Here is a 12,366-nt window from a genome sequence, read left to right on the forward strand (position 1 = left end):
GGCGCGACGGTTATCCGTGGCTCAACCTTCTGGAGCTTGACGACCGCCTCGGCATCTGGACGAGATACGGCATTGGCAATGCCGGAGGCGGCCGCTTCCTCGTAGGTCGCGACGGCAAGATACTGGCCGTAAACCCCGATGCCGCGCAGGTGGAGGCAATATTGGAAGATTGGCTGTAATAACCTGTTATGCAAATGAAGAGAAAAAGACATTGGGCTGTGGCCTGTTCGTTATTGGTTGCAGTGGCCTGCAAAGCACAGTATGGAAAGATATGCACGCATATAGAAGGCGAGGTAGCCGATACGGCAGTGCAGGTGATAAGGGTACGCAGGGTTGATCAGAACAACAGCTATATCTATACGGACACCATACCGTATGCTAACGGCCGTTTTTCTTACGATATCCACACGGCAAAGCCTGCCGTTTATTCAATCTGTGCTTACAATAAAAGATGGATAGGACGGGCGGTGGACTTCTTTGCCGAGGGCGATACGGTGCGCATGAGGTTCGTTCCCGACGATTCCCCTAAGTGGTGTTCGGCCTCGCCGCTTAACAAAGAGTTGTTGCGTGTGAACGGAATGACAGACAGCATTTCACTTTGTTACCGAGCGAGATTTGCCAAATATGCTGATTATGATAGCCTGTCGGAGGCCGAACGCAAAGAATATAAGGCACTGAGTGATTCCTACCACGGACTGATTAAGGCGTTCCGGCTCGGTTATATGCGCAAAAATCCCGGGCTTGTCGGGCTTTTCATGCTTTTTGAGTGGGGCGAGCGCTTCTATGATGACAGCGTGGCGGTAAGTGAAGTGGCGTCCATCTACGATGATGTATATGCTGGCAAGTTTCCCGGTTTCCACCTTTCGAAATATATGAAGCAGTGGCGTGCATCGCAGAGTGTGAAGGTTGGAGGTCGCTATGTAAACTTCACCGCGCCCGATTTGGAAGGCAACTACCACAAGGTGTCGGAGGAAATCAAGGGCAAAGTGGCTCTCATCGACTTCTGGGCGAGCTGGTGCGGGCCGTGCCGCAGGCATTCCAGAAGCCTGATTCCCGTTTACGAGAAGTACAAAGACCGTGGTTTCACCATCGTGGGCGTGGCTCGTGAACGTGATGCGGAGGCCATGCGCAAGGCCATCGGGCGCGACAAGTACCCTTGGCTCAACCTCATTGAGCTTAATGACCGCATCAAACTGTGGAACCAATACGGAATCCGCGGCGGTGGAGGCACTTTTCTCGTTGACCGCAATGGCATTATCCTGGCCGTAGATCCCACGGCCGAGGAGGTAGAGGCTATTTTGCGTGAGGTACTTTAGTGATGTTTTATGAATCGGCACGCCCCGTATTTAGTTGCAATACGGAGCGTGTCGGTTGTTGCGTGGCAATCAATTTGTGGCCACTCGACAAACATAGGGGGCTTAATCGTACAGGGAGTTATGGAGTTCGAGGACAATGGCATTATTAAAGGAATTGTTTTTGGAGTTAAGGAGTTAGGGGGGAGTTAAGACAATAGTTTTGGAAGCACGGGAACCCTGTGGGCATGGGGAAAGTGTTGCAGGAAGAGAGAGAGGCAATGCCATTGTCCTCTAACTCCTTGTAACTCCTTCTACCTCCCTCTAACTCCATTGTACAAAGACTATTGTCTTAGGAGTTAAGGAGTTATGGGGAGTTTAGGAGTTAAGACAATAGTTTTGGAAGCACGGGAACCCTGTGGGCATGGGGAAAGTGTTGCAGGAAGAGAGAGAGGCAATGCCATTGTCCTCTGACTCCTTGTAACTCCTTCTACCTCCCTCTAACTCCATTGTACAAAAACTATTGTCTTAACTCCTTAACTCCCCCTAGCTCCTTAACTCCCCCTAGCTCCTTGACTCCTAAAAAGCCCTCGATTTATCTGGTGAGCCTCGATATGTTGTCTGGATGTGTCATTACTTCCAGTCGGCGAGGTTGGCCGAGGCTTCCACCTTGGTCTCGATGTCGTCGGGCAGGGCAGGGAAGAAGTCGATGCCAGTGATGCGTTCCACCTCGTCGACGCTGTTGACGTAGTCACCCTTGGGGCGGTTGCCGGGCTGGTTCTTGTAGATGAAGCCTATGGCCTTGGGCGCGCCCTCGGTGCACAGCACAACCTTGAAGAAGGCTTCGGGCACCACCACCTTGTTCTTTCCTATTGTCTTGTGGCGGCCTTTGTACAGTATGGGGCCGCTGACAATGTAAACGGAGCCAAGCTCGTCGGCCCATCGTCGGCACTGCTGCTCAATCTCGTTCCAGTCGCCGGCGTTGAGCCCGTGGCTCTGCGGGCAGATGTTGGTGAAGAGGAACGACTCGCGCTGTGCCGCCTCGCTCCATTTGTTGTCGGCAGACGGGCACATGTGGCCGCGGTCGTAGCCCGAGCGGTAGTAGTCGTTGTCTGTGGCGCGGGGCTCGTTCACCTCTTCGTCTTCGGCAAAGTCGATGCCGCCGCGCTTGTATGGACCGGATGTGTGGTTGGCGGTGAGGTGCCACGCCACCCAGTTGGGCAGCTTGGTGTCGCTGTTGTACGACGCCGTGTAGGCCGTTCGGTGCAATATCTGCTCCTTGCGGTCGGTGAGCGGTGCCGGCACCTCGATGCCTGCCGCGGCTTCCACGGCATCCGCAGTGTCGTCGGGTTGGTTCTCTGCCACGAGCTTGTCGATGGCTTTTTCGGCGTAGTCGGCCAGCGCCGTCTTCACCTCGTCGCCAACGGCCTCCTTAATCTTGTCGGTATTGACGTTGCATGCTGCCGATGCGGCGGCCAAAATGGTGGCGGCAAACAGGGCGTGGATGGTTTTTTGTTTCATCTTTTGTTGTTATTTGAGAGTCTTAATGCAGCCCTGCTGTCAGGCCGGGGCTGTCCTGCCATCGTGGCGCGGCGCTGCCGTCCGTAGTTGGGCGCAGATGCAAAGTTACGCAAAAAAAGCGTGCCGCCAAGCTGGCAGCGTGCCAAAAGCGGCGGCAAACCACAAAAAAGAGGAGGAAAGGCTGCCTTGCGGCTGTCTTTCCTCCTCTCTATTGCAAAACCGGCTTGACTCGCCTTTCTGGCTTATGCCGGTATGTTCACTCTTCCGTAGTTGTACATTCTGAGCATGTTGTCGCAGTACTTGTTGAACACTTTGCTCGTCGTAATCTTTTTAATCATCCTTTTCATAATTCGTTACCCTTTCTTTTACTTTTTGTTATACAATCTTTTTGTGTCTCATCGGTTGGATGTAGCTTCACATCCGTTATCCTGAATCTTCGTGTTTTGACAGTGCAAAGATAGTACCTTTTGTTTGTGTGCGTACACATAAGGGGCGTTTTTTTTGCGTTGCTCCCCATGATTGTTGACGTAGGTCAAAGGTTTGACGTAGGTCAATCCTTGCGTCTGACATTGCGCAGACGCCCGTATACGTCAAACGATCGGCTGTCGGCAAGGCGCAGGGTGAGCATTAGCGAAAGCATTGATGCTGAGAACGTTATGGCGGTTATCATCATCTGGTATTTGATGGCTATGCCCGGTGCCGAGCCCCCCAGTATCTGTCCGATCATGGTTCCTGGCAGAGAAACTATGCCAAGGACTGCCATATTGGCAATGCATGGCGCAAACGATTTTTCGACAGCCTGTCGCGCAAAAGGCGTGATGGCCTCGAGGTGGGTGGCGCCATTGCCAAGCAAATAGTAATAAAGATGGTGCTCGCGCTGCAGCCCGTCGTAATAAGTGTTGAGGGCAATGACGTTTACGCTGAGCATGTTGCCCATGAGTATGCCCATGATGGGCACGAAGTAGCGGGCGTCGAAAGGATGGTCGAGCCTGAGCACGAGCACAAGGAAATACAGTCCCACCACTACGGCCGTGGCCAGCAGGCCCGAGAACAGCGGCAGGGCTATGGTGCGCAGGCGCAGGCGGGTGCGTCTGGCTGCCGTAAACGTGGCCACGAGCACCATGATGAGCACCCATGCGAAGTTGACCAGCGGACTGTTCCACTCAAAGAGGTAGCGCAGGTATAGGCCAATGAGAAACAGTTGGACGACCATGCGCACCGTGGCTATGGCGGTAGACTGTATGAGCCTTGCGCCCAAGCGGTGGAAGAAATATACGGGCAGGGCCATGAGCAGCAGGCCTACGGCCATGCTGAGGTATGAAATGTCGGTTGTTTCCATGTCGGTTTTGTTTGTCTTTTATGTCTGTTTGTTCTTTGTTGTCAATGGGGGATTGGCTGCTTTTGGTTGGCAGGAGTGGCAGCCGATGTGGGCGAAGGGCATCGGCAGCACGCCGTGGCTGGCTATGCGCCACGGCATCAACCCACAGCCGATGAGCCTAAAGCGGCGCTGCAGGGCTGCTGTCATGGCAATGTGGTGCTTACGGATATGCATTTGTCGCAACCCTGGGCAAAGTCGGCGTCGTGGCTGACGGCCACGATGGAGCAGCCGCGGGCGGCGAGCGTCTTCAGGTAGTCGAGCACAAGGGCCGAGGTGTGGGCGTCGAGGGCCGACGTTGGCTCGTCGACAAGCAATATCGACTTGCCTAAAAGACCGCTTGCCGACAGCACGGCGCGCTGCCGCTCGCCACCGCTGAGCTCGGCCACCTTTTTGTCGTAGAGTGCCGGTGGCAGCTCCAGTTTGCGCCATTCGGCCATGAGCAAGTCTTTTGAGAAAGCCTTGCCGCGGTTTACCTTCAGCGTGAAGGGCAGGCGCATCATGTCGCTCACCCACTCAGAGGGCAAGGTGAGTTCTTGAGGTATATATGATATGTGCTTGCGGAACTCCTCGGCCGACGACGGCGTAAGCAGTTCGCCGTCTATGCTGATGTGCCCTTCGTCGAGCGGATGGAAGCCAAGGATGGCTCGCAGAAGCGTTGTCTTGCCGCTGCCGGAGCTTCCCGTCAGGCAAACGGTCTGCCCGTCGGGCACTGTAAACGATAGACCGGCAAAGAGTTGCCTGCCTCCGATGGTTATGGATGCGTTTTTGATCTCAAGCATTGTTGGGTTCTGTTTTTGCTGTTTGTCGGACGCGCTTTGCTGTCGGCGTGGCCAGAGCAGGCGTTTGTCCGGTTATGTTCTGTCGTATGCAAAGGTACTGAAAAATAATCAATGGATGGCATGTAGTGTTCCGTTTTTGCAAAAGCGAAGCTGGTTGCCGGCATTGACGTAGGCGCAACGGGTTTTCCGACAATGGATTGTTGGGCTGACACAAAAGGGTGGCGCTAATTCTGCTTGGAGATTCTGGGCGCAATCCGTCTTTCACGAACGCCATTGTTGCAGGTGTGTTACAGGTACACTTTATAAATGATTGTATTACAGCAGTTTAGTGTTTGGACGTGTTTTATATATTCCGGATTCATTCTTTGGCTGCAATTTCAGGTGTAGTCATGGGGCATTATTCCTCGATTGTTACACGGTTTTGAGCCGGAAAACATCTGAGGTTGGCCCCTTGCAGAACTTACGATGGGCATGGCTGTGGTATGGCACGTGGCGACTGCTTAAATGCTTGGGCTGCATTGCTGGCATCGGTGTGGCTCAGCCATGCTTCTGTTGTGTTGTCATTGCGTTGCAACATGGCCGGTGGTGCTGTTGCTTTACGGCCGGATGGGGTGGCGGTGGCGAGCCCGTAGGATGGCAAGGCATGGCATGGCAATGTGGGATTGCTATGATATTATGTCATAAATTTTTAAAATCAGGAATGTCATTAAGGAATAAGTATTTTTTACCTTCATAGTCCATCTTGCAGCAATAGTGCTGAAGGCCGTTGCTCATCACCAGGTAGTCTACCTTGAGCAGCATGTTGTAAGCTGCTATCTGGTTGAATACGTCCTGCGTGATGCTCACCGTGGGTGCTTTGTATTCCATTATCATCCGTGGATGCAGGGCCGTATCATAAAGCACGCTGTCGCACCTGAGCTTTTTTGCACCCACCGATAGCTCCACTTCGTTGGCCATGTAAGCAAGCGGATAGCCTTTGTGCTCGCATAGAAAATGCACGAAGTGTTGGCGGACCCATTCCTCAGGGGTCAATGCCACGTATTTTCTGCGGAGTACGTCGTAGACTTGTTGCTTGCCGGCGGTGGGCTTGAGTATTATCTTGAATGGTGGCAGATTGAGCTTATACATTATATATATATGTGTGATGTAGTTAGAATAAAATCATATTCGCATTTCGGTTAACCGATATTTTGCTGTATCTTTGCATACCGCAATCTTTCGCTGATGCCATTGGCATACTCGGATTGAGCATGAGGAGTATGGCGGGCCTTATGCGATAGGATTTGCAAAATTAATAAATAATGCAATAAATAAAGAATGGCTGACAACAAAAACGTGACATACGACAGCATTGTGAGGGACTTGCGCGCTAGGAAGTTTGCACCTGTGTATTATCTGATGGGCGACGAACCTTATTATATAGACAAGATAACAGACTATATCGCTGATAACGTATTGCCCGCTGAAGAACGCGACTTCAACCAGACGGTGCTTTTCGGGTCTGATGTTTCGGCTGCACAAATCGTGGATGTGGCCAGAAGCTATCCTATGATGTCTGATTTGAAAGTGGTCATTGTGAAGGAAGCCCAAAACCTGCGCAATACTGAAGCACTGGAGTTCTATATGCAAAAACCACAAAAGTCGACTATACTTGTGATGTGCCATAAGAACGGAACAATTGACCGGCGGAAGAAGTTGGCTGCCTTGGTCGAGAATGTTGGGGTGCTTTTTGAAAGCATAAAACTGCGTGAACGAGAACTGCCCACATTCATCGAAAAATATCTCAAGGGCAAGGGGGCAAGCATAGACCCCAAATCGCAACAGATAATTGCCGACTCGGTTGGGGCCGACCTCAACAGGTTGGTGAGCGAACTTGATAAATTGCTCATTGCTTTGCCCGAAGAAGACCGTAGGGTAACGCCGCTAATCGTTGAGCAGCAGATAGGGGTAAGCAAAGATTTTAACGCCTTTGAACTTCGTGATGCCGTGGTGAACAAGAATGTGTTCAAGGCAAATCAGATAGTGAAATATTTTGACGAAAACCCTAAAGCCGGCAATATCTATAGCTTTCTCCCAATGCTCTTCAATTACTTCCAGAATCTGTTGATTGCTTATTATTGCCCGCAGAAAGGCAATCCAGAGGCCCTCGCAAAGTGGTTGGAGCTGCGCTCACAATGGGCGGCAAAAGATTACATGACCGGAATGAGAAATTTCAAGGGAGTGAAAGTCTTGCAGATAATTTCTAAAATTAGAGAGATAGACGCCAAAAGTAAGGGGCTTGACAACCCAAATACACCGCAGGGAGAGCTCATGAAAGAGTTAATTTTCTTTATATTGCACTGAAAATAGCGGGTATTTTGCCACTTTTTCATCTAGAATAAGCGTTCCACAGGGACGCTTTTTTAGGCTCCAAATATCGGGATTTCAGCGATTTACGTGGTAATTACCCCCTCTGAAAATCGCGTATTTTGGATTTTCCGACCGCTTGCTCGGAATTTTTCAAAAACAACAGAATCTTGTTTCTATGACTGATATAAATTTGGTGTTAACATGGTTTTGTGTTTGCTTTTGTGAATTATGCAAATGTAAAGACGTATGCAATATCGGTTTTGTAAACCGATATTTAGTTGATTACACTAAAACAATGTGTAATTTACAAATAAACTGTGTTACATTCGTAAATCAAAACAACGAGGTTTGAAATACTAAATCATATAAATACACGACAATAATATCACTATAATAACTTGAGAACCATGATTTTATAGCTAAAATTTAATCTATTTTATATGGTTTTGCTCAAATTGGCGATGTTTACCCTTATATTCTGTGTTTTGGCATGTATCTTTTGTGTAAATATCTCTTTTAAAGCCAGTTGATTGAGATAATTGCCTTAATAAAAGGTTTTGGCACAATTCAAATACTGCGATTTAGGTTTGTTGTTGTAAATCACTAATAGGGCCGCTTTATGTGTTTGATGTTCTAAAGTTAGAAATGTAAACACTAAATTTAAAACATAAAAATCTTAGTTTATGAGTTGCATAATCCGATAAAATGTTTTACCTTTGTAAACGCAACAGAAAACGGGGTTTTACCCATTAATAATGCGTATAAACTGGTATGAAAGATAGGATAAAGCAGATAATGGAATCCAAACACATGACCCAGCAAGTGTTTGCCCAGTTCATAGATATGTCTCCGGCATCGTTGAGTAGTATATTCAATGGCCGTACAAAACCTACGTTAAATATCGTGGAAGCCATCAAAAGGAAAATTCCTGACATCAATACAAACTGGCTTTTGTTTGGTATCGGCGACATGTACGAGCACCAGTCTGATGACAGGGGAACTGATGACACAGGTGAACGCCCTTCATCTGAAGCACTGGCCTTGGATTTTGGGGATAGTGATTTTCATTCCCCTACCCAACAGTCGGAGCACGACAGAAATCTATTCTCAGGGCAGCAACATAACAATGGTGTGCAGAATACACGCCCGGAGATAATCAGAGAGGAGATAAAATATATTGACAAGCCACAAAGGAAGGTAGTTGAGATACGCGTATATTATGATGATTTGACCTACGAGACTTTTGTGCCGGCAAAAAAGTAAGCCTTGTTTGTAGTTCCTTATGTTTGTAGCTATATTGGTATGGTTATGCCATGTCGTGGGTGATGATGGTTTTTCATTTTGTGATATGGTAATCTTGCTGATACTTTAGGGGCAAAACTTCTGTAATACGACGATTCTTAAGCTGATGGGCAGGCTACTTGATTCAGGGTTTTATTGTTTCGACATCAAGCTGCCGGCTAAGGTACGAGGGGAGCGGGGATGTGGTAATTTCCACTGTTTATGGAATAGTGTGAACGATAGTTGTACTTTTTTGATATTCGCATCTTGCTTTAGTAATTTGTTGATCTGTTGAATTCGGAATGTTGGCATGGTTTTTCAATCATCAAATATACGCTATATGATAATACAGGTTAGCGAGTATTTGTGTCATACGGAGATAAGACGTGGTGTCAGTTTTAGCAAACTTTTGGATAATGATTGTCGCCGACGTGCTTACAAGGTACTTTACCGAAACGCCAAGTTGACCGTTACATACAGTTGCCACCTTTGTGTTTGTTATCGTTGTTCTTCTTTTCATTTTCCTATTCTATGCGCTTTTGTATTTGTTAAATACAGATTGGTTAAGATATGCATGCCATTTCGTAGCGTTAAACTTTCGTGAACATGTTTCTGTTAATGGAAAACGAAGTTGCAAACAGCGACATTCCAACAATATTTCCAATAACAGCCATGGACACTTACAATGTGAGTGCACCGCATGCGAGTGAACCCTTCTGTTTGCTTTTCATTTTCAGGATTTTGTCATTCGAATATGTTGGTTGAACTTAGCCTTTGTTTTTGCGTATAAATCGAGGTTAGTGTCTATGAGTCCAACCACATTTCGCCGAATGGCGGGTTTGCGTTATGATGCTCATGTGGTTGACTAAAGTGTTTGGATTAGATGGTTGTTATGGGGATTATATTGCCACAGGCTAAAAAGGCAATTAAATTTGCAGTCATATTACCACCTTAATTATTCAATATTTGTAATTAAAATATCAAATATGATTGTATATTTGTATTGAAGATATGTCATTATATTTTCTTTAAGGTTCTATATCTGAATGTGCAATAATGGTGGTTTGCAGTTTATGAAGGCTTTTGCTACTAATCATTAATATTGCATAACGTCTTTCACTTATTTTTGAAAGGATGTGTTATGCATCCTTGAGATAAGTTCACTTATTATCCGTATAAGATGCAATTAAGAGGAAATAATTTCATGTTGGTATAAATATATGGCTAATGTTGGAATTCTGTTTTTGTATGCAAGTCGTTTGTTTTGTTTATAACTAAACTAAATCCAAAAGGCGATATATTTCAAAATATACAAATATTTTCTTGCATATTAAATAATATAATCATATTTTTATAAGCAATTTGAATATTGCGTTGTGAGAATGAACAGATATACATCTATTATTGTGCAAACCGAGAGCAATGTCAAGTTTGCTTGCATATTGCCGCTGCGCAACCGGAAATCACGGCTCGATGCATTGATCTCTCGGAGGGAGGCCTTGTTGCCAAGTTCTTGCAATATGCAAGTTCTGGGGTGCAAACCAATTCGCAAGCACACCATATCTGTCAACATTAGAAACGCAAATGGCAGAGGTGTACCTTTTAATGCATTTACTCATTGTGGCTTTGAAAATACAATAGGCGTTATTAAAGAAACATCTCATCATTTATCTCCCATTAATGCCTATAGTTTTTTTATAGGCATCTCCATATTAAGATTATATAAATATTTCTATGATGAATATGGTGAAAGCTATGGTAGGGCCTTTTTTCGATAATAGGAAAGCTGATATTGAGAACAATGTTGAAAAAGATGCATACTTAGAATCGAAGGTTTTAAATAGGATTTTAATAGAATGTGAAAATTCGAAATTAAGAGTGGATGTCAATAACTTGTTGAATGAGATGGTAGCATATGTTGATACCCATAGATTAAACCGTGAAGAGGCCCCATTGTCCTACTCCGCATGACTGTAGTAAAAATGAACATTATGACTATTACAAAGACCATTTTGGATGTTCAACCTGCATCACCAAATTTGATAATGATACTGAACTATCTTACTGAGGGAACAAACCATGAGAAGGTTGTCAACGGTCACCGATACCTTTACGATGCCAAAGTTTCGGGTAATCGAGTGCAAAGCCAAGATTGCTTATGCTTTTCTGAGGAGTGGCCGACAATCATCTATGATAACTCCGAGTTCTTCGGAGGCGTGACCAACACCGCCAAGTTCTCCCTCTATGTTAGCCCCTACCTTGTGGCAAGTCAGGGTGGTAAGTACACCAAGCACATCTACATCGGAAGCCAGCGTATCGTCAGCAAGCTTGGCGACCTTGCCAGCTATGGTGCCGACCCAAGACGCATCCCATACGCAGGAACAGAGGCAGACGGTGTCAGTGTGGACTATCAGACGAAGTACAACCGCCAGCAACAAGCCATTAAGGATAACTATGCCGACTTCGGTGTGCCTTACAACGGTGAGGACAACAACGACTACGTGAACGGCCAGGGCTTCTGCTGCAATGACGTTGCAGAGGTTTCAGCCTCAGCAAAGGCTATGGCACGAATAGATGGTAACTTCAAGCCCAACGATGACTACGAGAAGTTGCAGTTCTACTACCATCCCGACCACTTGGGTAACTCAAGCTATATCACCAATCTTGACGGTGAGGTGGTGCAGCACATCGAGTATGTGCCTTTCGGAGAAGTGTTCATCAAGGAGCGCAACAATACGTGGAACACACCATACCTCTTCAATGCCAAGGAGTTTGACGAGGAGACTGGTATGTACTACTATGGTGCGAGGTACTATGAGCCAAGGATAAGTTTGTGGATGAGTACGGATCCAAAAGAAGAAACTTGTCCTGATATTAGTTCATATACATATTGTCATAATAGCCCTATCAATCTATTAGATATTGATGGCATGGATGATTACAAAATTAATCAAATTGGGCAAATAACATTTTGGATACGTACTAATGCCAAAAGTACACATAGAATATTTGCAGGAAAAGACAACATTACGTTTGGTAAACAATTTGTTTCCCAGCTGGTTGAAAAACAATCGGCAAATGGAACAACAGCAAAAACGAGCAACTCAGATGATGCATTTGAGTTCTTTAAATTTGCTGCAGACCACACAAAGGTTGAATGGAGTTTGATTGGTCTACAGAAAAATAATAGTGTAGAGTTTAAATTACATTCGGATTTTAGTACCTCGAGTGTATCACTAGACACAAAAGATTATAAAGATCAAGTGTTCCAATTGCACAATCACCCAAGGGGGAGTAACCCTAACAATACAAAAGCCTCTGGAGATTATGATGCTTATAAGCAGACAAAACCCAACCAGGCAGTACAAAGTTATAATGCAGAAGGCGACTTGTGGACATTAAATAATGTGTACAATGCGTATAAACAAAACCATCCAAAGGCTATGCTAAGCGAATATCCTAAAGCTTATATTTATTATTCTGGTGACAACAAACAACAACCCCAATTATATCAGTATGATTTAGGTCGCTCAAGATTTAGAGTTATCTATAAACCAAGTTATCAACAGATAAAGAATAGAGTAAACAAATGAAGGGCGTCATATTAATTTTGTGTATATGTCTATTGATGATTAAATGTACTGTTAAGGAAGGACCTTTTAGTCCTTCCTTAATCAGAGTCGTGGATGAAATTACAAATATGAATCCAAACAATAAGGTTGTTCAAGTTATAGCATCTGAGTTAAATGGGCATAACATTCTATAT

The 12,366-nt window shown here is 45.9% G+C and carries 8 protein-coding genes and 1 pseudogene; 5 read left to right on the top strand and 4 right to left on the bottom strand.

Annotated features, from left to right (window positions below; all coding sequences use genetic code 11):
* Window positions 1-194 precede the first annotated feature (194 nt).
* On the top strand, window positions 195-1,316 hold the full coding sequence (locus tag M3089_RS15275; protein WP_249085115.1) for a TlpA disulfide reductase family protein: 1,122 nt from the start codon (window positions 195-197) through the stop codon (window positions 1,314-1,316).
* Between the two features lie 609 nt (window positions 1,317-1,925).
* Here the strand turns inward: M3089_RS15275 and M3089_RS15280 are convergent.
* From M3089_RS15280 to M3089_RS15295, 4 genes are all read right to left on the bottom strand, one after another.
* Complete coding sequence (locus M3089_RS15280; protein ID WP_249085116.1) at window positions 1,926-2,813, bottom strand: DNA/RNA non-specific endonuclease; 888 nt, start codon at window positions 2,811-2,813, stop codon at window positions 1,926-1,928.
* Window positions 2,814-3,363: 550 nt separating this feature from the next.
* Window positions 3,364-4,152: an ABC transporter permease gene (locus tag M3089_RS15285; protein ID WP_205112128.1), complete on the bottom strand. Its 789-nt coding sequence runs from the start codon at window positions 4,150-4,152 to the stop codon at window positions 3,364-3,366.
* Window positions 4,153-4,334: 182 nt separating this feature from the next.
* The gene (locus tag M3089_RS15290; protein WP_249085119.1) at window positions 4,335-4,970 is read right to left on the bottom strand and encodes an ABC transporter ATP-binding protein; all 636 of its coding nucleotides are present in this window, start codon (window positions 4,968-4,970) and stop codon (window positions 4,335-4,337) included.
* A 678-nt stretch (window positions 4,971-5,648) separates the two neighbouring features.
* Window positions 5,649-6,098, bottom strand: coding sequence for a type I restriction enzyme HsdR N-terminal domain-containing protein (locus M3089_RS15295; RefSeq protein WP_205112132.1), 450 nt, complete (start codon window positions 6,096-6,098; stop codon window positions 5,649-5,651).
* A 189-nt stretch (window positions 6,099-6,287) separates the two neighbouring features.
* Here M3089_RS15295 and holA point away from each other — a divergent pair, with 189 nt between their 5' ends.
* The 4 genes and pseudogenes from holA to M3089_RS15315 form a co-directional block, all read left to right on the top strand.
* On the top strand, window positions 6,288-7,313 hold the full coding sequence (gene holA / locus M3089_RS15300; protein ID WP_249085121.1) for a DNA polymerase III subunit delta: 1,026 nt from the start codon (window positions 6,288-6,290) through the stop codon (window positions 7,311-7,313).
* A gap of 777 nt (window positions 7,314-8,090) precedes the next feature.
* Window positions 8,091-8,582 carry a helix-turn-helix domain-containing protein gene (locus tag M3089_RS15305; protein ID WP_249085123.1) on the top strand — a complete coding sequence of 164 codons (492 nt, stop codon included), beginning with the start codon at window positions 8,091-8,093 and terminating at the stop codon, window positions 8,580-8,582.
* Between the two features lie 1,752 nt (window positions 8,583-10,334).
* The gene (locus M3089_RS15310; RefSeq protein WP_249085125.1) at window positions 10,335-10,571 is read left to right on the top strand and encodes a hypothetical protein; all 237 of its coding nucleotides are present in this window, start codon (window positions 10,335-10,337) and stop codon (window positions 10,569-10,571) included.
* 215 nt (window positions 10,572-10,786) lie between these two features.
* Window positions 10,787-12,193, top strand: a pseudogene (locus M3089_RS15315) (RHS repeat-associated core domain-containing protein); the annotation flags it as partial.
* Window positions 12,194-12,366 lie beyond the last annotated feature (173 nt).

The sequence above is a fragment of the Marseilla massiliensis genome, assembly GCF_023336985.1.
In the GTDB taxonomy this organism is placed as follows: Bacteria; Bacteroidota; Bacteroidia; order Bacteroidales; family Bacteroidaceae; genus Prevotella; species Prevotella intestinigallinarum.

Coding starts and splice junctions, on each gene's coding strand:
- M3089_RS15280 (WP_249085116.1), bottom strand. CDS start 2,813: ATGAAACAAAAAACCATCCACGCCCTGTTTGCCGCCACCATTTTGGCC.
- holA (WP_249085121.1), top strand. CDS start 6,288: ATGGCTGACAACAAAAACGTGACATACGACAGCATTGTGAGGGACTTG.
- M3089_RS15295 (WP_205112132.1), bottom strand. CDS start 6,098: ATGTATAAGCTCAATCTGCCACCATTCAAGATAATACTCAAGCCCACC.
- M3089_RS15275 (WP_249085115.1), top strand. CDS start 195: ATGAAGAGAAAAAGACATTGGGCTGTGGCCTGTTCGTTATTGGTTGCA.
- M3089_RS15305 (WP_249085123.1), top strand. CDS start 8,091: ATGAAAGATAGGATAAAGCAGATAATGGAATCCAAACACATGACCCAG.
- M3089_RS15290 (WP_249085119.1), bottom strand. CDS start 4,970: ATGCTTGAGATCAAAAACGCATCCATAACCATCGGAGGCAGGCAACTC.
- M3089_RS15285 (WP_205112128.1), bottom strand. CDS start 4,152: ATGGAAACAACCGACATTTCATACCTCAGCATGGCCGTAGGCCTGCTG.
- M3089_RS15310 (WP_249085125.1), top strand. CDS start 10,335: ATGATGAATATGGTGAAAGCTATGGTAGGGCCTTTTTTCGATAATAGG.